Genomic DNA, 20,535 nt, shown 5'->3' with positions numbered 1-20,535 from the left:
CCGGATTACCGTTACCGATGTGAAGTTCTTGAGCAGGTTCTACATCGACGGGTTCATCCTGTCGATCATCGCGGTGGCCGTCGTGGCCAGCATCTTCCCCGCATCCGGTGGCGGGCAGACGGCACTTGACTGGGCCACCAAGATCGCGATCGCGCTGCTGTTCCTGCTCTACGGCGCCCGGCTGCATCCGCGCGAGGCGCTCGAGGGGCTCAAGCACTGGCGCCTGCACTCGGTGGTGCTGGCGTCGACCTACCTGCTGTTCCCGCTGATCGGGCTCGCGCTGCGCGTGCTGGCACCCACGGTCCTCACCGACGAGTTGTACACCGGCGTGCTCTACATGTGCCTGGTGCCCTCGACGGTCCAGTCGTCCATCGCGTTCACCTCGATCGCGCGCGGCAACGTCGCGGGGGCGGTCGTCAGCGCGTCGTTCTCGAATCTCATCGGGGTGTTCATCACGCCGCTGCTGGTGATCTTGCTGATGAACACCACCGGCGAGGCGACCGTCGACGCGTCCTCGATCGTCGACATCGTGCTGCAGCTGCTGCTGCCGTTCGTCATCGGTCAGCTGATCCGGCCGTGGGTGACCGGCTGGCTGCAGCGGCATGCCGCACCGACCAAGATCGTCGACCGCGGCTCGATCCTGCTGGTGGTGTACTCGGCGTTCAGCGCGGGCATGAACGAGCACGCATGGAGCGGGCTCTCCGCCTGGCGGGTGCTGGCGCTGGTCGCGGTCTGCTGCGCGATCCTCGCGACGGTGCTCGGGGTGACGGCCTTCGCCGGGCGCGCGCTCGGGTTCTCGCTGCCGGACCGGATCGTGATCCTCTTCTGTGGCTCCAAGAAGTCGCTCGCGACCGGGCTGCCGATGGCCTCGGTGCTCTTCGCCGGGCAGCCGGTCGGCCTGATCGTGTTGCCATTGATGATCTTCCATCAGATCCAGCTGATCGTCTGCGCCGCGCTGGCGCAGCGGTTCGCCCGCCGCCAGGACCCGGAACCGGCGGGCGCTGCGCCCGGCCGGTGAACCGAGCGGGCCGGGCTGGTCAGTTCCGGTCGACGTCGATCGGGTGGGTCGCGAGCAGCGCGAGGGGGAGCGGCTGGCGGCGCAGGACGTGCGCCCAGAGATCGATCCGCGGCGGGCCGATCACATCGGACGGCAGCGCGGACAGCACTGTCCAGTCGTCGCGCTGCAACTCCGAGTCCAGCTGCCCCATGGTCCAGCCCGAGTACCCCGCGAAGACCCGCACGCCCTCGATCAGCGGGCCGACGGCGTCCGGATCGGAATCGAGGTCGACCATGACCACCCGGCCGTCCACCCGGCGCACCCCGGACACCCCGTCGATGTTCGCGCCGGTACGCAGCGTGGCCAGGCACAGCGCCGAGTCCCGCTTCACCGGGCCGCCGATGAACAGCGCCCGCGGATTGGCGCACAGCTCGGTCCACTGGGGCAGCACCGCCTGCACCGCGGTCTCACTCGGCCGGTTGATCACCACACCCAGGCTGCCCGCGTCGTTGTGCTCGATGACGTAGACCACGGTGCGGCGGAAGGCCGGCTCGGTGAGCTCGGTCGAGGAGATCAGCAGGCTGCCCGGGCGCACGATCGGTTCGGTCGGCGCCATCCGGTCCTCGGGTTCTTCTGCGTGGTCCACCGGACAATCATCGCACCGGCGGACGACACGCGTGCCGGGTAACGCGCCGCCCGGCCGGCCGCCTCACTCCGGCGGGGCGAGCCCGACCATCTCGTCCAGCACCGACAGATGGTGCTCGAACAGCGCCCGCGGGTCCGCGAAGGTGTCCACCCCGTACTGACCGAACACCTCGAAGTTCACCGCGCCGAACAGCGAGGACCAGGCCAGGACCCCGCGCGCCAGTGCCTCCTCGGACAGGTCAAGACCCAGCTCCGCCCGGATCGCCCGCAGGTTCGCACGCAGCGACTCACCCATCGGAATTGTCTGTGGGACAACGAGTTCACCGGATCGGTTGGCGTCGTCGAAGATTCGGACCAGCACGCCGACGACGCGGGTGCCCGGCCCGGTGGTGCGTTCGGCCGGGGCCCGGTAACCAGGCACGGGACTACCGAACAGCAGCCCGTAGCACGCCGGCTCCGCCAGCGCCCAGTCCCGGACCGCATGCCCGACGGCGTGCAACCGGGCACGCGGATCTCCTGCGGGCACGGCGGCCACCGCCGCGTCCACCGCGTCACCCAACTCGGTGTATCCCTCCACGACGAGCAGGGTGAGCAGTTCGTCGCGACTGCCCACGTACCGGTACACGGCCGAGGAGACCACCCCGAGGTCCCTGGCGACCGCGCGTAGCGACAGCGCCGCCGCCCCGTCCCTGGCCAGGTGCTCCCGGCCGATCCGGGTGATGTCGGCCAGGGTCTGCTCGCGTGCGCGTTCGCGCGGGGTACCGGTCACCGCCCCAGCCTGACCGGTTTCGTGAGCACTGTCAACAAAAGAGAGCAGTGCTCTTGACATTCTCTCGAAGCCGGCGCACTGTTGTTTCGAGAGCAGTGCTCTCGAATATCCGAAACCACACCAAGGAGTGATTGCGATGTCGACAGTGCAGGTAGTGACCGGCGCGGGACCCGTCGGATGGACGGTCGCCGACCAGTTGGCGGCACAGGGACACCGGGTCCGCGTGCTGACCAGGTCCGGTTCCGGACCCGAGCGCCCCAACGTGGAGCGGCTCCGCGTCGACGTCTCCGTGCCTGGCGCGCTCGACGCCGCTCTCGAGGGCGCCGCGGCGGTGTTCCACTGCACCCACGGCTCGGCGTACTCGGCCGAGGCCTGGCGTCGCGAGCTGCCCTCCACAGAGCGGGCCGTGCTCGCCGCCGCCGGCCGGGCAGGGGCAGTCGTGGTGTTCCCGGAGAGCCTGTACTCCTACGGGCATGTCGACGGTCCCATCACCGAGGACACCCCGCGCGAGGCCCGTGACGGCAAGCTGGGCATCCGCACCGAACTGCTGCGCCAGCGCGAGGCCTCGGACACCGCCACCGTCAGCGTGGCCGCCTCCGACTTCTTCGGGCCGCGGGTGCTGATGGCGCATGCGGGCGAACGAATGGTGCCGATCATTCTGTCGGGCAAGACCGTTCGCGTCATGGGTGGCCTCGACACCCCACACTCGTTCACCTACGTGCCGGACCTCGCGGCGGCCATGATCGCCGCGGCCGCCGACCCCTCGCTGTGGAACTCGGTCCTGCACGCGCCGACCGGCCCCGCGATCACCCAGCGCGCGATGGTGCACGCCTACGCCTCGGCGGCGGGCGTGCCTGACCCGAAGACCGGCGTGCTGCCCGGCTGGCTGCTCCGTGGCGCCGGACTCGTTCACCGCGACAGCCGCGAACTGGCGGAGATGCTGTACCAGTTCGAGCGACCGTTCCTGCTGGACTCCGGCCGCAGCGAGCGACTGCTGGGGCTGGCGCCGACCCCACTGGCCGATGCGGCCGCCGCCACCGTCGCGTGGTGGCGCACACGGGAGCTCGCGCCGGCGCCGCGATAGGGTCAGCTGGTGGTGAACTCGACGCCGGGAAGCGCGACGCCGGGGGAGTCGACGCCACCCGATCCGACCCCGACCGACCCGACGCTCGAGCACGGCGGCCTGCGCTCCATGCTGCGCCGGTCACCCGGACTCGGCCGACTCACCACCGTCCGCTTCGCGAGCCAGTTCGGCGACGGGCTCTTCCAGGCCGCGCTCGGCGGCGCCATCCTGTTCAACCCCGAACGGGAGACCGATCCCATCGCGATCGCCGCGGGGTTCGCGGTCCTGCTGCTGCCCTACTCGCTGGTCGGCCCCTTCGCCGGCGCCCTGCTCGACCGATGGGACCGGCGCGCCGTCCTGATGTGGGCGAACCTGCTGCGCGGCGGCCTGATCCTGGCGGCCGCGGCCGTGCTCCTGACCGACGGACCTCAGACCCCGTTGCTGCTGCTCGCGCTCGCCGCGGTCGGGGTCAGCCGCTTCGTGCTGGCGGGGGTCTCGGCGTCACTGCCGAACGTGGTGCGCCAATCCTGGCTGGTGTCAACGAATTCCGTGCTGGCGACCGCGGGGGCCGGGGTGTCCGCCGCGGGGGCCGGGACGGCGGTCGCGCTCCTCGGAGTGCTAGGCGAGGGGGATCGGGGCTCCGGCCTCACGGTCGCCATCGCCTCCGTCGGTTCCGCGATCGGCGCCCTCGCCGCGGTCGGCTTCGCCGCGCACCGCCTCGGACCGACCGGCGACCTCGCCGATGCGGGTCCGACCGGCCTCGACGCCGTCCGGGCGGTGCTGGCAGGCCTGCGCACCGGGGCCACCGCCGTGTGGGGCGCCCCCGGCGTCACCACCGCGATGATCGGAATCGGCGTGCACCGCATCGTGTTCGGGATCAACACGCTGATCATGGTGCTGATCCTCCGGGATCCCTCGTATGCGGGCGCGCTGCCGGGCGGGTTCGCCGGATTCGGGGTCGCGGTCGGCGCCGCGGCGGCGGGCATGCTGCTCGCCGCGGCCGTCACCCCGTTTCTCATCCCACGCATCGGCAGGTCCCCGACTGTCGTGGGCGCGCTGGTGTTCGCGACCGCCGTGCAACTGGGGGTGATCTCCGGGCTCACCCAGCCGATGCTGCTGGTCGGCGCGTTCCTACTCGGCCTCGCCGGGCAGACGATCAAGCTCACCGGGGACGCGGCGATGCAGATCGACATCGACGACGCCCGGCGCGGGCAGGTGTTCGCGTTGCAGGACACCGTGTTCAACATGGCGTTCATCGGCGCGCTGGCCGCCGCGGCGACGGTGGTCGCCCCCGACGGGCACTCACCGGGACTCGTCTTCGCCGGGGCCGCGGTGTACGGGCTCGGCCTGGCGGGGGTTGCGGCGAACTCGCTGCGTCGGGCGCCACGCTGAGCGCCCGCGATCAACCGGAACCGCGGACGACTGTGTCCAGCCGGCCGTCGCCGTCAGTATCGGACAGCGTCACGTCCGCCGCCCCGTCGAACCGCTCGTCGACCTCGATCGCGGCGTAGGGGCCGCCCGGGCCCGACCGGAGCAGGGTGACGTCGACCAGCGAGTCCCCGTCGGTGTCGATCACCGCGATGTCGGGGGCACCGTCGAGGTCGAGGTCGACCTCCACCGGCAGCGCGTCCTCGCCGCCCGGCACTCTACGGTCCACGCCCCCGGGGTCCGTCCAGCGCAGCTCGTGCCCGGCCTCGGCGGGAGGCGGCGGGACCTCGAGGTCCCAGACCCCGGTACCCGAGGCGTCCTCGAAGTACCGACCCTCGTCACCCACGTCCAGCACCGAACGATCCGCGCCCCCGTCCCCGTCGCTGTCCCACATCGCGTCGTCGAGCAGACCGTCGCCGTCGAAGTCGAGGCTCACCGCGTCCGCGGCCCCGATGCCGCCGAGGTCCAGGTCCGCCTCGGACACCCAGTCCCGCGGCGCGCCCTCGCCGGTGCCGAACGAGTACTCCACCAGTCCCATACGTGTTGGACGCGCGAGCGGCGACGCCGGTTCCGACCGCGACTTCCTGCGCGCTACCTCCTGGCCTCGAGCGCGTCCAGGATGAGGTCCAGGCCGTAGCCGAACTCGCTCGTGTGGTCGTAGCCCGGCTGCAGGGCGTGGTCGACGATCATCTCGGTGAGGTACGGCAACTCGGCCGCAGGGAGCTGCTCGAGGATGCTGCCCGCCACTTCCTCGACATCGCCCGGCGTCGTCACCGGCAGGTTCGCCTCTTGGAGGACGAACCCGCCGATATAGCTGTCGACCAGCGAGACGGCGTGCGCGGCCATCGGCAGCGTGAATCCGGCCTCCCGGAGGACGCCGAGGACTGCGTCGTGATGGCGTAGCGTCGCCGGACCCGGGTTGCGACGGGAGTCCATGAGGCCGAGGGCCCAACTGTGCTGTGACAGGACAGTGCGCGCGGAGGAAGCGCGGACCCGGATCGCGTCGCGCCAGTCGTCGCACCGGGCATCGGGTAGTGCGATCGCCGCGAACACCGCGTCGACCACACCGTCGAGGATCGCGTCCTTGTTCGGCACATGGTGGTAGAGCGACATCGCCTCCACTCCGAGTTCCTGCGCCACCCGGCGCATCGTGATCGCCTCCACGCCACCACGATCCGCGACCCGGATCGCGGCCTCCAACACGAGATCTCGGCTGAGTGGTTGCCGTGGCGGCTGCGGTGATGGTGACACGAGGGCTCAACTCCAGGGTGCGGAAATGTTGACAAGCTTACAGGCGTAAGTCAGCCTTACATCTGTAAGGACTCCCGCCGGGAATCAACCGAACGAGGGAAGGAGAACCCGATGCCGATGCCGAGGTGGTGGGGGCACATCAACAAGCGGGTGTTCAACCCTCGCGCGATCGCGGGCGGGAAGTGGCCGGTGCTGACCCACGTGGGTCGCACCTCCGGCGCCACCTACCGCACACCGCTCGACGCCTTTCCCGTCGACGGCGGCTACCTGTTCGTTCTGGTGTACGGATGGCGCTCGGACTGGGTGCAGAACGTCCTGGCGGCCGACGGTGCGCGGCTCCGAGTCGATGGGCGGGAGGTCGATCTCGCCGCGCCACGCCTGGTCGAGGAGGCCGAGGCGTTCCAGGCCCTCTCGGACGACGTGGCCCGCCCACCGAGGCTGCTCCGCATCAGCGAGTTCCTCCGCATGGACCTGGTCGGGGACTGACGAGAGGTGGGAGCGGTGGGTCATGGCAGGCCGGCGAGGAAGTCGCGCTGGGCGTCGAGATATCCGGGCACGAAGACCTGGCGCGGCGCGAACGTGCCGACCAGGACTCCCCACAGCTCCGATTCCTCGACGCCGGACCGGGCGAGGGTGTGCGCGGCGCCGGGAAAACGCGCCGTGGTGAGCCGGGCGCCGAGCAGACGCTCGTAGGCGCGCTTGGTGTCGCCGACGTCGACGTTGCGGTCATCCTCGCCGAGGACGAGCAGCACCGGGATGTCCCTGCGCCCGAGTTCCCCGAGCGCGGCCGTCGCGTCGGCGGTGTGGTTGCGCAGGACGAAGCCCCAGCGGTCGCGGTCCATGGGCTCGTCGTCGGCCGACGCCTCGAGATACTCCTCGTAGGGGGCGCCCCGATTCAGGAGGGCGCGGACCGCGTCGCTCTCGGCGATCGCGGCCCGACGTTCGGCTTCGCCGGCACCGGTGGCATCGAGTTCGGCCAGCAGGTTGTACCGGCCCTGGTCGAGCCAGTTGACCGCCGGTGAAACCGCGATGACGAAGGACACCTCCGGCCGGTCGACGGCGACCTCGGGCAGGACCCAGCCGCCTTGACTCGCTCCCCAGAGCCCGATACGCCGCGGGTCGATCTCGGGGCGATCGAGCGCCCAGTCGATCATCGCCCCGGCCTCGACGGCACGGTCGTGGAGGGACTGTTCGAGCCAATTGCCTTGGGAGCCGCCGACTCCGGGCTTGCTCATGGACAGCGACGCGTAGCCGGCCTCGGCCAGGGCCTCCCAGATGGGCCGATAGAACCCCTCGCTGGTCGCCTCCACCGGCCCGTCCCCGTGCACGAAGACGACGAGTCCGACCGGCCCCTCCGCATCGCGGGGGAGGGCGAGGACGCCGCGGAGCGCGCCCGCGGCGGTCGAGATCGTGACCCGCTCCTCGCGGAGCGCGTAGCTGTTGCCCGCGACGACCGCCAACCCGCCGATCAGGACGAGGGCCAGGAGCGCCGCGAGGCCGCCAACGCCGCGGCGACGCCGTCGGCGGCGGGGCGACGGCGACGCGCTAGCCACGACGCCGCCAGGGCGGGATGCCCGCGATGGTGATCGCGCGCAGCGCCCACTCCGCCGGACCGTACCTGTGCCCGCGCAGCCACCAGCGGCTGAGGACGAGCTGGGTCGCGAAGATCGCCGGCACGGCCGTCAGGACCGCAAGCGGTGGCATCCGGTCGATCAGGCCGAACCCGTAGCCGGTGAACAGCACGCCCAGCACCAGCGACTGGAGCAGGTAGTTGGTGAGCGCGATCGTGCCCATCGGGGCCAGTGCCGACTCGATCCGCCTGCCCGGGGCGGTACGGAACAGCATCACCCCTGCCACGACGTAGGACGCGGTGAGCATCGGCGCCGTCAGCTGCCCGAGCCCGAACGCGAAGGTCTCCACGCCGCCGCCGGGCGCGTAGGCCGCGGCCAGCGCGTAGGCGAGCGCGCCGATCAGCCCGACCGGCAACCCGAAGACCAGGATCCGCCGCATCAGCGGCCGAAAGCGGTCCGGGTCCGCGAACGCCTGCACCCGGCCGGCGGCGAATCCGAAGAAGAACATGGCCATCGCGCTCGGTGCCTGCAGGGCCACCAGAGCCGAGATGGTCTCCGGCAGGTGCCCGGAATGGAAGCCGAGGGTCGCGGCCGCGTCACCGCCGAAGGCCGTCAGCTTGACCGCCGCATCCGATGCGGCGACGCCCTCGCCCCCGCCTTCCGCGAGCGTCAGCAGCCCGAGGAGCATCCACACCACGCCCACCGCCGCCACCAGTCCGACGCCGATCTGCACGGCACGGCGGGGCGATATGTGCCTGCACGCCAACAGGATCAGGCCGAGAATCGCGTAGGTGGACAGGATCTCGCCGTAGTAGAGGACGGCCCCGTGTACGAGGCCGATGGCGAGCAGCCCGCTCTGCCTGCGCAGCATCCGCGGGAGGAAGGCCGTTCCTGCCCGCTCGGCGGCCGCCATCTGCAGCGTGAAGCTGTAACCGAACAGGAACGAGAACAGCAGGTAGAACTTGGTCTCGAAGAGCAGCGAGACCGTGAACCGGACGACGTGATCGAGCCCGGAATCGAACGCCGGGTTCGATTCCGGCGAGGCGTAGTAGGGATCGGCGAAGGCCCAGATGTTGACTGCAAGGATGCCGAACAGCGCGAACCCGCGCAGCGCATCGACATTGCGGAGCCGGTCGGGAGCGACCGGTACGGAAACGGTGCCGGTGCGCACGCTCACTCGGGACCGCCCACGAGGAGTTGGGTGACGATCCGGCGCAGGATCGGGGCCTGGGCCGAGGGATCGAAATCCGGGTCGGCGGCCACGCGGGCGAACATGCCGTCGACGAGCGCGGCCAGCCAGGTCGCGGCGTGCTCCGGGGTGAGATCGGTGGACAGCTGACCGGCATCCCCGGCCCGTTCCACCAGCGTCGCCAGCCCGCACCGGAAGGTGAGGTCGTTCGCCTTGAACCGGGCCGCGACCTCCTCGTCGCGATGCGCGACGGCCGAGATCTCCAGCGCGAGACCGGAGTACACCGGATCGCCCGCGAGCCCGCAGATCTCGTCGAGGAGCGAAAGCAGCGCGGCCATGGGGTCACCGGCTTGCGCGAGATCGGTCATCGCCTCGCTTGTCTGCTCGCCGTCGCGTTCGACGAGGGCGAGCAGCACATCGTGCTTGGTGGGGAAGTAGTGGAAGAGATTGCCCGAACTCATGCCCGCGCCCGAACAGATGTCCGCCGTCCTGGTGGCGCTGTAGCCGCGCTCGGCGAAACACCGCGCCGCGGCGTCCATCAGGGCGGTCCGCTTGGCCGCCCTGGCGGCAACGTCGACTGTGCGCATCTGTCCTCCTGGTACTCGGAGTGGCCAATAATACATTGAGTGGTCACTTAATCAATCCCTCGGCGAGTCGTTGGCCACTGCTAAATTCATCTCAACGATCGCGGTGGCCGGTCCGGAGGCGGTGGGCGATCGGGAAGGCCTAAGGGGGCTTCGTGATCCGTCGCCTGAGCGCACCACTGCTCGTGCTCACCCTCGCCGCCTCCGGCTCGGTGCTCGCCCCGGCGACCGCGACGGGGGCGCCCGCGCCCACCAACGCCTGCGGGGAGACCGGTTTCGACCCGTCCGCCAAGGACGAGTCCGCCGAGCCGCCCGGCATCGACATCGAGGTGCCCTGGCCCCAGATAGTCCCGGTCCCTGTGCCCGACCCGCCGCAGGACCTGACCCGCATCCCACAGGCCCCGCTGCCCGCGGACCCGTGCGCCGATCCGTGCCCGGACATCACCGACAGCGCGCCCGAGCAGCCCGGACCCGGTCCCGCGGGCTCGTCCGAGTCCGGTTCCTCCTCCTCGGGTTCGGGCTCGTGGGGATCGTCGATACCGCGGTTCTCCATCGCCCCCGACCCCGAACCGATCCCCATCCCGATCCCCGGGCCCGGCCTGCCGCCGCCTCCGCCGCCGGTCCCGCGGTTCCCACCATGGGAGCCGGGACCGGTCGGCACCCCCGCCGCGGCACCGACGGTCGACGAGGTGACCCTGGTGGCCCAGCTGACCGGCCCCGGTTCGATCAACCGCACCGACAAGCGGTGGCAGGTCAACGGCACCGACCTCGGCATCATGTGGGAGAGCAGGCCGGGCGAGGTGGCCATCGCGTTCGGCGACACCTTCGGCCGGGGTTGGGCACCACCGGGCGCGAACGGCCAGGACTGGCGCTCGAATGTGTTGGGGCACAGCACCGACCGCGACCTCTCCGACGGCCTGACCCTCGACTCCATGGTGCAGGACAGTGCATGCCACGCCGCCGAACTGCTCGGCAGCCGCAAGGTCAAGAATTGGGAGACCACGACCATCCCGACCTCCGGCTTCGCGATCGGCGACCGGCAGTACATGAGCTACATGTCGGTCCGGCGCTGGAGCATGGTCCCCGGCAGGTGGTACACGAACCACGGCGGCATCGCCTACTCGGACGACGGCGGCCAGACCTGGACCAAGGACCCGTATGCCAAGTGGGAGAACATCTTCGGGATGAACCAATTCCAGGTCACGAGCATGGTCCCTGCCGGTGACCACGTCTACATGTTCGGCACCCCGAACGGGCGGCTCGGCACCATCGCCCTCGCCCGGGTCGCCACCGACGACGTGCTCGACAAGTCGGCCTACCAATACTGGGTCGACGGGACCTGGACCCCGATCGGCGAGCATTCGCCCACACCCATCCTCGACGGTGTGGCCTCGGAGGTGTCGGTGCGCTACGACGGGTCCCGCGACCTGTGGCAGATGAGCTACCTGGACGCACCGGCCGAGACCATCGTGCTGCGCCAGGCGAACAGCCCGCAGGGCGCGTGGTCGGCGGGAGTCCCGCTGGTGAGCAGCGCCGACTACCCGGACCTGTACGGCGGCTTCCTGCATCCGTGGTCCACCGCCGACGATGTGTACTTCACCATGTCGGAGTGGGACAGCTACAACGTCTATCTGATGCACGCGAGGCTGCGCTGAGGCCTATCGTTGCCTGTCATGGGCACGGGATGGTCGTTGTCGTCGATCACCACCTCCTGGGTCGACCCGGTGGCGACCCTCGGCGCGGGCACGATGACGGCGCTGGTCCCCGACAGTGTGATGACCGCGCTCAGCCTCGGCATCGCGCGGCGGTACGTCGGGCGGGAGGTCACCGTCACCCTGCAGGGCGTGCCGGTCACGGCCCGGCTGGGTTCGTTTCGCGTGCGACGTCAGGGCGCGCATTTCGAGTCACGGGCCCGGCTCACGGGCATCGACTGGGGCGGGCATGCGTTGGAGGAGGTGACGGCGGTCGCCAACGGGGTTCGGCTCGTGCCGGGCGCACCGACCCGGGTCCGGACCGCACAGATCGATCTGGAGGGCCGCGTCGCGCTGTCGGCGCTGTTGGCGCAGGTCAATCTCCAGAGCAACCTCGACTGGATCCTGTTCGCCGAGGAATCCGGACTGATCCGCGCCGAGCACCGGCACCGCCGACTGACCGCCCTCGTCGACGCCTCGATCGCCGACGACGTGCTGCGCATCGAGGTGATCCGGGCCCGCTGGCGGGGGGTCCCGGTGCCGGGGCGCTACCTGCCCGCGCCGGTCATCCCGTTGCCGCCACTGCCCAACGACGCCCGCAACGTCCGCGCCACCCGCGACGGCCACGTCGTCCGCTTCACCCTCGAGATCCCGATGCTGAGCAGCTCGTTCGATCTGACTCAGCTGCTCCGGCTGATCGGATAGCGGTTACTGCTGCTGTGCCCACCACGCGAGCAGCTCGGCCTCGGCCTCTTCCGGACTGAGCGGGCCGCGGTCCAGGCGCAGTTCCTTCAGGAAGGTCCATGCCTTGCCGACCTCGGGCCCGGCGGGGATGCCGAGCAGCTTCATGATCGCGTTGCCGTCCAGGTCGGGCCGGACCCGGCCCAGGTCCTCCTGCTCGGCGATCCGAGCGATCCGCTGCTCGAGGTCGTCGTAGGTGGCCTGCAGCTTCGCCGCGCGACGCTTGTTCCTGGTGGTGCAGTCCGCGCGGACGAGCTTGTGCAGGCGCGGCAGCAGTTCGCCTGCGTCGGTGACGTAGCGGCGGACAGCGGAATCGGTCCACTGCCCCTCGCCGTAGCCGTGGAAACGCAGGTGCAGGAACACCAGCTGGCCGACATCGTCGATCATCTGCTTGGAGTACTTGAGCGCGCGCATCCGCTTGCGCACCATCTTGGCCCCGACCACCTCGTGGTGGTGGAAGCTGACCCCGCCCGCAGGCTCGTTGCGTTTGGTGTCCGGCTTGCCGATGTCGTGCAGCAGCGCGGCCCAGCGCAGCACCAGGTCCGGGTCGCCGTCCTCGAGGTCGATCGCCTGCTGCAGCACGGTGAGCGAATGCTGATAGACGTCCTTGTGCTGGTGGTGCTCGTCGATCTCCAGCTTCATCTTCGGGATCTCGGGGATGACCCGGGCTGCCAGTCCGGTCTCGCACATCACGTTGATGCCGTCGATCGCGAACTCGCCGAGGATCAGTTTGTCGAGTTCGGCACGCACCCGCTCGGCCGTGATCCGGTCGATCTGTCCGGCCATCTCCACGATCGCCTGATGCACCCGGGGCGCAAGGGCGAAGCCGAGCTGCGAGACGAACCGGGCGGCCCGCAGCATGCGGAGGGGGTCGTCGTTGAACGAGATCTCCGGCGCGGCGGGGGTGTCGAGCACGCCGTCGAGCAGTGCGTCCATGCCGCCGAGCGGATCGGTGAATTCCTGCGATCCGTCCGCGCCGATACGGACGGCCATCGCGTTGACCGTGAAGTCGCGGCGGACCAGGTCCTCCTCGAGGCTGGTGCCGTACACGACCTCCGGGTTCCTGGTGACCCCGTCGTAGGCATCGGTGCGGAAGGTGGTGATCTCGATCTGCTGATCACCCTTGGCGGCGCTGATCGTCCCGAACGCGATGCCGGTGTCCCACTGGTTGTCGGCCCAGCCCTTGAGGATTGCCTGCACCTGCTCCGGCCGCGCGTCGGTGGTGAAGTCCAGATCGGTGCCCAGTCTGCCGAGCACCGCGTCCCGCACGCTGCCGCCAACCAGGTACAGCTCGTGCCCGGCGGCGGCGAACCGCGCACCCAAGGGGGTCAGCACGTCCGCGAGGCCCCGCAGGGTCACGGAGGCATCCTTGAGGAGTCGGGCACGTCGATCGGCGTCGGGAGTAGGGGAAACCACGAGTACGCAGCTTACCGACGCGCGGGGGACGGCTTGCCGCTCGGCCGGTGTGGGATTCGGGGCAGGTCCCGCTGGGCAACTAGTATTGATTGGGTGTCTGCTGCCGAACGCGCGAATCGCAGTCGCCGCAACCCGCGGCGACGAAGTGGGCACGGCGACCGCTCGAACACGCGCATGCGTACGGTCCGCGAAACGTCGGCGGGCGGACTCGTGGTCGACGGCCTCGACGGCCCCCGCGACGAGCAGTGCGCCGCGCTGATCGGTCGGACCGACCGGCGGGGACGGCTGCTCTGGTCACTGCCCAAGGGGCACATCGAGCAGGGCGAGACCGCCGAGCAGACGGCGATGCGTGAGGTGGCGGAGGAGACCGGGATCCAGGGCACGGTGCTCGCCGAACTGGGCAGCATCGACTACTGGTTCGTGACCGAGGGCAGGCGCGTCCACAAGACCGTGCACCACTATCTGCTCCGGTTCCAGGGCGGCGAGCTCTCCGACGCCGACGTCGAGGTGACCGAGGTGGCGTGGGTTCCGTTGGCCGAGTTGGAGTCCCGTCTCGCCTACGCCGACGAACGCCGGCTCGCGGGAGTCGCGGGGGAGCTGATCGACCAGATGGCGTCCGCCACCGGCGAAGCGTCCCGAGAGAACGGATGAGGGCCACCCTGCGTCGCTTTGCCGTGACGACCCTGTCCGCCTTGGCGTTGGCCGCCGCCCCGATGGGTGCCGCGGTTGCCGCCGCCGCACCCACACACGGACCCGACAGCGGCGCTGAGTCCGCTGCCACCGAACCCGCGTCCTCAGGGGTGCGGTCGAACACCGACGAGCGCGAGTTCGTGAGCCTGACGATCGACAAGGTGACCCCGACGGCCGTCACCACCTCCAGCGAACCGTTAGTCACGGTCACCGGTTCGGTCAGCAACGTCGGCGATCGTCCCGTCCACGACGTGAAGGTGCGGCTCCAGGCCGCACCGGCCGTCTCGGAGTCCGCGCAGCTCAGGTCCATGCTCACGGCCGACCAGGAGGCCTACGACACGGTCGGGGAGTTCACCACCGTCACCGAGAAGCTGCAGGTGGGGCAGTCCAGCCGGTTCACCCTTGCGATGCCGCTGCGGTCGGCCTCCTCGGTGTCGCTCGGCATCACAGAGCCCGGGGTGTACCCCCTGCTGGTCAACGTCAACGGCACACCCGAGTACGGCGGCCAGGCCCGGCTCGACGACGCCCGATTCCTGCTGCCGGTGCTCGGGCTCCCGCGCGACCCCAGCATCCGCGGCGCCGATCGCCCCGACGCGGCGGCGGTCCCGCCGAGCATCACCGACCCCGTGGCCATCACCCTGATGTGGCCGTTCGCCGACAAGCCCCGGCTCGCGTCCGGCATCCCGGGATCCTCGGACGAGAAGGTCCGACTCGTCGACGACGACCTGGCGGACTCGCTGGCGGACGGAGGGCGGCTCGAGCAGTTGCTCGCCGCCGCCGAGTTCGCCACAGGGGACAGCGTCGACCGCGACCACAAGCTCGCCGACAGCATGTGCCTGGCCGTCGACCCGGATCTGCTGATCACCGTGAGCAACATGACCAGGGGATACCTGGTGGTCGACGATCCCTCGGATCCGAACGGCCCCGCACACGAGGGGACCGGACAGACCCCGGCCACCGAGTGGCTCGAACGGTTGAGATCGCTGTCTTCCCGACTGTGCACGACCGCAGTGCCGTTCGCGCAGGTCGATCTCGCGGCGTTGCAGAAGACCGACGACCCGACGCTGGTGGAGCGAGCCCTGTCGGCACCGGCGGGGATCGTCGACGGCATATTGGGGATCACCTCGCGCCGTGGCCTGACCTGGCCGGACTCGGGTGTGCTCAACCCCGAGGCGGCGGGTCTCCGGGGGCTCGGTCCGACCGCGCTGCTGGCCGACAACGCGGTGGCCGAGGAGACCACGCGGTCGACGGTGCCGTTGGCCGGGACAACCGCCGATCGACCGCTGTCCGCGGCGCTGTTCGATGTGCCCGCGGCCACCGCCCTCGCCGCCGTCGGTGCCACCCCGCAGACACCCACGTACACCCCGGCGGATGTTCGATACGACCTGTCCGACGACTCGCGGACCGCCCGACTCCAGGACGCACTCGGCGCGATCGCCTGGCCGGCACTGACGCCGCCGCCGAACGCCACCCCGAACGCGGACCACGGCCTACTCGTGGTGCCGCCGCAGAACTGGTCTGTGAACGGTGACGAGGCGCGCACCGTCCTCTCGACGGTGTCGACCCTGATGCGTTCGGGGCTGGCCAACCCGCGCCCGCTCGCCGACCTGCTCGATCGACCGACCGCACAGTCGCCGGTCGACCTCGACTATCCGGCGCAGGCCGCCAAGGACGGCGCGCCCGAGCGGGTGCAGACCGGAGCCGCCGCGGTGGCCCCCGAGATCAATGCGCTCACCGAGACGCTGGTGAACGATCCACAGTCGGCGCTGACCCCGCGCGGCTACACCGCGCCGCTGAGCGAGGACCTGCTGCGGGCGCTGAGCACGTCCGGGAGACGCGACCGGGACCGCGGCGCCGCGACGGCCGCCGCCGAGACCCGGGTCAGCGACGTCGAGAAGGCGCTGACCGAGATCTACGCGTCGGTGACGGTGCTTCCCCCCGGCGGCGCCTACACCCTCGCCTCGGAGCAGAGTCCGCTGCTGTTGGTCGCGCGCAACGACCTGCCGGTGGGGATCAACGTGCGGCTGCAGATCTCGGCGCCGCCGGAGATGACGGTCACCGACATCGGCGATCAGCAGCTGCCGCCGCGCGGCAGCCGGACGCTGCAGGTGCCGGCGACCGTCGAGAACGTCGGCAAGCTGGTGGTCGATGTCGCGCTGACCACCACGAACGGCCGTGAACTGGGCGAGCCGACCTCGGTGTCGATCCGGACGAACGCGTACGGCAAGGCGCTGGCGATCATCACCGCCTGCGCGGGCGCACTACTGTTGCTACTTGCGGGACGGCGCCTGTGGCACCGATTCCGGGGTCAGCCAGACCCAGCGGATGAAGGGTACGAAGCTCGATGACGGGGAGCACGCGTCGCCCACCGGGCACGGGAGCGGACCCAAGCGGGCGACCCCAGAATCCGGGCGCGGAGCCCGCGCAGCGACCCCAGAATCCGGCCCCTCAGCAACCCGAACCGGCGCCGCCCGCCCCGTGGGAGCGGGCCAACCCGGCACCGCACGGACCCGCCGAACCGCGGCCGGTACCGCCGCCTGACCAGGCCGGACGCATGCCGCCGCCCCCCGGACCGCCCCGGCCGCAGCCGCCGGGCCAGCCGCGCCCGTTCCGCCCCGCCCAGCCTCAGACCTACCGACCGCAGCCCGCGCCGCCGCGGGCCGCCCCGCAGCGCTACCTGCCGCCGCCCCCGCATCAGCGCGGGGGACCGCCCACACAGCCCGTGGCCGGCCCGGCCGTCAACAGGCCTGCGGCTCCAGCGCCGGATCCGGCGCCGACTCCCGAGCAGGAGCCGCAGGAGCAGAGCTCGGCCTCGAACTCGAACTCCCGTCTTCTCGCGTCCACCGGCTCCATCGCGGTGGCCACCCTGGTCAGCCGGATCACCGGCTTCCTCAAGCAGGTGTTGCTGCTGACCGTGCTCGGCGCCGCGACCGCCAGCTCGTTCACCGTGGCCAGCCAGCTGCCGACCATGATCTCGGAACTGGTCCTCGGCGCGGTGCTGACCGCGATCGTGGTGCCGGTCCTGGTGCGTGCCGAGAAGGAGGACGACGACGGCGGCGCGGCCTTCGTGCGCAGGCTGTTCACCATCACCTGCCTGATCCTCGGCGTCGCCTCGGTGATCGCGGTCGTCGCTGCACCGCTGCTGACCCGGATCTTCCTCCCGGAGGACGGCAAGGTCGATGCCGAACTGTCCACCTCGTTCGCCTACCTGCTGCTGCCCGCGATCCTCTTCTACGGACTGTCGGCCCTGTTGACCGCGCTGCTCAACACGAGGGGCGTGTTCAAGCCCGGCGCGTGGGCGCCGGTGCTCAACAACCTCGTTGTGCTGTGCGTGCTCGCGGTCTTCTGGCTGGTCACCCGCGGTTCCGACGAGATGACCACCGGGCGCGTGCTGTTGCTCGGGCTGGGCGTGACGCTCGGCGTGGTGACCCAGGCCGCGACCCTGCTGCCCGCCATCCGGCGCGAGGGCATCAGCCTGAAGCCGCTGTGGGGGATCGACGCCAGGCTGAAGATGTTCGCCGGGATGGGCGTCGCCATCGTCCTGTACGTCCTGATCAGCCAGATCGGCTTCAGCATCGGCACCCGGATCGCCGCAGCGGCGGACGCGGCTGGCCCGGTGATCTACCAGCAGGCCTGGCTGTTGCTGCAGCTGCCGTACGGCATCCTCGGCGTGACGGTGCTCACCGCGATCATGCCGCGGCTCAGTCGCAATGCGGCCGCGGAGGACACCCCGGCGGTCGTCGACGACCTGTCCGTCTCGACCCGGTTGACGATGGTGTCGCTGGTGCCGGTGGTGGTGTTCCTCACCTTCGCGGGCCCGCAGGTCGGCCATGCCCTGTTCGGCTACGGCAACTTCGGTGAGGCCGACGCCGAGCGGCTCGGACACGCCGTGAGCTGGTCCGCGTTCACCCTGATCCCGTACGCCCTCGTCCTCATCCACCTGCGGGTGTTCTACGCCCGCGAGCAGGCCTGGACACCGACCTGGATCATCCTCGGCATCACCGGGGTGAAGGTCGGGCTCTCGATGCTGGCGCCAGTGGTGGCCACCAGCGACGAGCAGGTCGTCAGCCTGCTCGGCGTCGCGAACGGCCTCGGCTTCACCGTTGGCGCGCTGATCGGCGGATACCTGCTCCGGCGGAGCCTCGGTAACCTGCGGATGGCGAACGTCGGCAAGACCGCGTTCCTGGTCGTCGTCGCCTCGGTGGCGGGCGGGATCACGATGCTGACGGCCGAGGAGCTGCTGCGACTCGACCGCCTCGGCGACCGGTTCGGCGGGCCGGGTGCCTTCGTCCAGGTCGGTATCGGCGCGGTCATCATGCTCGGACTGACATTCGGGCTGCTGCGTATCGCCCGGGTGCCCGAGGTGGTCGCGGGCACGGTGGCGGTGGGGCGTGTGGTGAACAGACTTCTCGGTCGGTCGGCGCCGGAATCGCGCGTCGATACGCCGAAGGTCGTGCCACTCTATGAGGCAGAGACGGAGTTGATCCCCGTCATCGATGGTGCTCAGATACCCCTCAGCGGCGGGATTGCACTCCCGTACGCTGATCCACGGCGGTCTGGGGACCAGTTCTCAACAGGAGAGATTTCGGGACTAATGCGCGAAGGAGTGAGGGTGAGCGACGAGAACGTTGCCGACGGCCAGTCCGGCGTGTCCGCTGTTAAGGCGTCCGTGCCCGAATCGGCCCCGCGGAAGATCGAGGCAACGGACGACGGGCCCACCACGGTGACCCCGGACGGCGATGGGGCCAAGGCTGCCGCCAAGGCCGACAAGCCGGCGGTGGAGCGCCCCGAGCGCGACCTGACCGTCGACACCGGTGTCATCCCGATCGGTTCGCCGACACTGCCCCCGCTGCGGGTGGGCGGCGACTCCACCGGGACGGCCAAGCCCACGCGTGGCCCCAAGCTGATCCCCGGTGCCTCGGTGGCGGGCGGGCGCTACCGCCTCCTCGCCCCGCACGGCGGTGCCCGCGGACTCAAGTTCTGGCAGGCCCACGACATCAAGCTCGATCGCGAGGTCGCACTGACCTTCGTCGACGCCGACCAGCGCGCGAGTTCCTCGACGTCCGAGTCGGAGGGACCGCAGGCGGTCCTGTCGCGCACCCTGCGGCTCGGTCGGATCAACTCGCCCGGCCTCGCCCGGGTCCTGGACGTGGTCCGCGGCAGCTCGGGCGGCATCGTCGTCGCGGAGTGGACGCCCGGACGGTCGCTGCGGGAGATGGCCGAGACCGAACCGTCTCCGATCGGCGCGGCCAGGGCGATCCGTGCGCTCGCCTCGGCGGCGGAGGCAGCCCATCGCGGCGGCGGATCGCTGTCGATCGACCATCCGGACCGGATCCGGATCTCCGCGGGTGGCGACGCTGTGCTCGCCTTCCCCGCCACCCTGGCCGACGCCGATCCCAGCTCGGACGTGCGCGGACTCGGCGCCATGCTGTACGCGTTGATCACCGCACGGTGGCCGCTCGGCGAGCCGGCACCGGCGCCCGAGTCCGGTAGCCCGGCGGCGGCCCCTCAGACGGGCACCGACCCCCGCACGCCGCACGCGGCAGGCACCGTGGGCGGGATGAGGCTGGCTGACCGCGGCGACGACGGACTGCCGGTCGAGCCGCGACGCCTCCGGCCCGAGGTTCCGTTCGAGATCTCCGCCGTCGCCGTCCGCGCCCTCGAGCAGGGCGGCGGGATCCGCACGGCCGCGACCGTCCAGCACGTGCTGGACCAGGCGTCCGTGGTGGACCAGAAGACCGACCTCATGCCCGCACTGCGACTCGGCCAGCGCCCCGCTGGGGCGACCAGCCGCGCCCTTCTCGATCCCGAGGAGGCCGAGGCGAAGCGGGCCAAGGACAACAAGATGATCATCGCGCTGTCCGCGCTCGGTGTCCTCACCGTCGTCGTGTTGGCCCTGGTCGGCTGGTGGCTGGCCAACTTCCTGGCGGGCGGCGGCTCCAGCGAACCGCTGACGGACCAGAACTTCGGCCTCACGACCGCCCCGTCCGAGGCCTCCGTGTCGGCGACCGCCGAACCCGGGCCCGTCCCCGCGGGGGCATCGGTGGTGCCCGCGGGCGCCGCCGTGTACTCGCCGCAGGGCTCACCGGACAACCCGGCAACGGCGAAGCAGGCGATCGACGGCAACCCGGCCACCGCGTGGACCACTGACGGCTACTTCGACCAGTTCCCCACCTTCAAGAACGGTGTCGGCCTGATGATCGACCTGGCCGAGCCGAGCGCGCTGCGCGAGGTCTCGATCAACTCGCCGAGCGCGGGCACCTCCGTCGAGATCCGCACCGCCGCAACGGCGAACCCCACCCTCGACCAGACCCAGGTGATCGGTGCGGCGGTCCTCGGGAAGGGCGTCACCACGATTCCGGTGACCGCCGAGGGCAAGACCGGCAAGGTCCTGGTGTGGATCACCAAGCTGGCGAGCGAGGGCGGAAAGAACCAGTCCTCGCTCGCGGAGATCGGCTTCACGAAGGCCCCCTGAACGTCGCTTCAGCCCTCGGAGTGAC

At 70.7% G+C, this 20,535-nt stretch carries 17 protein-coding genes; 9 read left to right on the top strand and 8 right to left on the bottom strand.

What is annotated here, in order from left to right; genetic code table 11:
* Nucleotides 1-19 precede the first annotated feature (19 nt).
* Nucleotides 20-1,018: a bile acid:sodium symporter family protein gene (locus tag JOE46_RS18040; RefSeq protein WP_097210778.1), complete on the top strand. Its 999-nt coding sequence runs from the start codon at nt 20-22 to the stop codon at nt 1,016-1,018.
* A gap of 19 nt (nt 1,019-1,037) precedes the next feature.
* Here the strand turns inward: JOE46_RS18040 and JOE46_RS18035 are convergent, their stop codons facing one another.
* Together JOE46_RS18035 and JOE46_RS18030 are read right to left on the bottom strand one after the other, a co-directional pair.
* On the bottom strand, nt 1,038-1,643 hold the full coding sequence (locus JOE46_RS18035) for a YqgE/AlgH family protein (RefSeq protein ID WP_097210777.1): 606 nt from the start codon (nt 1,641-1,643) through the stop codon (nt 1,038-1,040).
* A 63-nt stretch (nt 1,644-1,706) separates the two neighbouring features.
* Entirely contained in the window at nt 1,707-2,411 is a 705-nt protein-coding gene (locus tag JOE46_RS18030; RefSeq protein WP_209928016.1) for a TetR/AcrR family transcriptional regulator, read from the bottom strand.
* Nucleotides 2,412-2,547: 136 nt separating this feature from the next.
* Here JOE46_RS18030 and JOE46_RS18025 point away from each other — a divergent pair, with 136 nt between their 5' ends.
* Together JOE46_RS18025 and JOE46_RS18020 are read left to right on the top strand one after the other, a co-directional pair.
* Nucleotides 2,548-3,495 (top strand): NAD-dependent epimerase/dehydratase family protein, encoded by a 948-nt coding sequence (locus JOE46_RS18025; protein WP_209928014.1) that lies wholly within the window; start codon nt 2,548-2,550, stop codon nt 3,493-3,495.
* Nucleotides 3,496-3,603: 108 nt separating this feature from the next.
* Complete coding sequence (locus tag JOE46_RS18020; protein ID WP_209929163.1) at nt 3,604-4,866, top strand: hypothetical protein; 1,263 nt, start codon at nt 3,604-3,606, stop codon at nt 4,864-4,866.
* Nucleotides 4,867-4,876: 10 nt separating this feature from the next.
* Here the strand turns inward: JOE46_RS18020 and JOE46_RS18015 are convergent, their stop codons facing one another.
* Nucleotides 4,877-5,440 (bottom strand): hypothetical protein, encoded by a 564-nt coding sequence (locus JOE46_RS18015; RefSeq protein WP_097210773.1) that lies wholly within the window; start codon nt 5,438-5,440, stop codon nt 4,877-4,879.
* Nucleotides 5,441-5,493: 53 nt separating this feature from the next.
* Nucleotides 5,494-6,153 (bottom strand): TetR/AcrR family transcriptional regulator, encoded by a 660-nt coding sequence (locus JOE46_RS18010; RefSeq protein WP_257017167.1) that lies wholly within the window; start codon nt 6,151-6,153, stop codon nt 5,494-5,496.
* 111 nt (nt 6,154-6,264) lie between these two features.
* On the opposite strand from JOE46_RS18010, the gene JOE46_RS18005 reads away from it, so the two are divergent.
* Nucleotides 6,265-6,639, top strand: coding sequence for a nitroreductase family deazaflavin-dependent oxidoreductase (locus JOE46_RS18005; RefSeq protein WP_209928012.1), 375 nt, complete (start codon nt 6,265-6,267; stop codon nt 6,637-6,639).
* A gap of 20 nt (nt 6,640-6,659) precedes the next feature.
* On the opposite strand, the gene JOE46_RS18000 is transcribed toward JOE46_RS18005, so the two are convergent.
* Genes JOE46_RS18000 through JOE46_RS17990 form a run of 3 tightly spaced genes read right to left on the bottom strand, consistent with a single transcriptional unit; the run spans nt 6,660 to nt 9,500 of the window.
* Nucleotides 6,660-7,706 (bottom strand): S9 family peptidase, encoded by a 1,047-nt coding sequence (locus JOE46_RS18000; RefSeq protein WP_209928009.1) that lies wholly within the window; start codon nt 7,704-7,706, stop codon nt 6,660-6,662.
* Entirely contained in the window at nt 7,699-8,901 is a 1,203-nt protein-coding gene (locus JOE46_RS27005) for a DUF418 domain-containing protein (protein ID WP_209928007.1), read from the bottom strand. Before JOE46_RS27005 ends, JOE46_RS18000 begins: the two co-directional genes overlap by 8 nt.
* Nucleotides 8,898-9,500, bottom strand: a complete 603-nt coding sequence (locus JOE46_RS17990; RefSeq protein ID WP_209928004.1) for a TetR/AcrR family transcriptional regulator — start codon at nt 9,498-9,500, stop codon at nt 8,898-8,900. Before JOE46_RS17990 ends, JOE46_RS27005 begins: the two co-directional genes overlap by 4 nt.
* 152 nt (nt 9,501-9,652) lie before the next feature.
* On the opposite strand from JOE46_RS17990, the gene JOE46_RS17985 reads away from it, so the two are divergent.
* The gene (locus JOE46_RS17985) at nt 9,653-11,152 is read left to right on the top strand and encodes a DUF4185 domain-containing protein (RefSeq protein WP_209928003.1); all 1,500 of its coding nucleotides are present in this window, start codon (nt 9,653-9,655) and stop codon (nt 11,150-11,152) included.
* A gap of 18 nt (nt 11,153-11,170) precedes the next feature.
* A complete protein-coding gene (locus tag JOE46_RS17980; protein ID WP_097210767.1) occupies nt 11,171-11,893 on the top strand; it encodes a hypothetical protein in 723 nt (240 codons plus the stop codon).
* A gap of 3 nt (nt 11,894-11,896) precedes the next feature.
* Here the strand turns inward: JOE46_RS17980 and JOE46_RS17975 are convergent, their stop codons facing one another.
* Nucleotides 11,897-13,345, bottom strand: coding sequence for a CCA tRNA nucleotidyltransferase (locus JOE46_RS17975; RefSeq protein ID WP_209928001.1), 1,449 nt, complete (start codon nt 13,343-13,345; stop codon nt 11,897-11,899).
* Between the two features lie 93 nt (nt 13,346-13,438).
* Between JOE46_RS17975 and JOE46_RS17970 the strand changes: the two genes are divergently transcribed.
* From JOE46_RS17970 to murJ, 3 genes are all read left to right on the top strand, one after another.
* The gene (locus JOE46_RS17970) at nt 13,439-13,996 is read left to right on the top strand and encodes an NUDIX hydrolase (RefSeq protein ID WP_097210765.1); all 558 of its coding nucleotides are present in this window, start codon (nt 13,439-13,441) and stop codon (nt 13,994-13,996) included.
* A complete protein-coding gene (locus JOE46_RS17965) occupies nt 13,993-16,383 on the top strand; it encodes a glycoprotein (RefSeq protein WP_209928000.1) in 2,391 nt (796 codons plus the stop codon). The genes JOE46_RS17970 and JOE46_RS17965 overlap by 4 nt, the downstream gene beginning before the upstream one ends.
* Nucleotides 16,384-16,589: 206 nt before the next feature.
* A complete protein-coding gene (gene murJ / locus JOE46_RS17960) occupies nt 16,590-20,510 on the top strand; it encodes a murein biosynthesis integral membrane protein MurJ (protein WP_209927999.1) in 3,921 nt (1,306 codons plus the stop codon).
* Nucleotides 20,511-20,535 lie beyond the last annotated feature (25 nt).

It is taken from the genome of Rhodococcus sp. PvR099 (genome assembly GCF_017833315.1).
Classification (GTDB): Bacteria; Actinomycetota; Actinomycetes; order Mycobacteriales; family Mycobacteriaceae; genus Rhodococcus_G; species Rhodococcus_G oryzae.
This window is presented reverse-complemented; position numbering and strand designations above follow the sequence as displayed.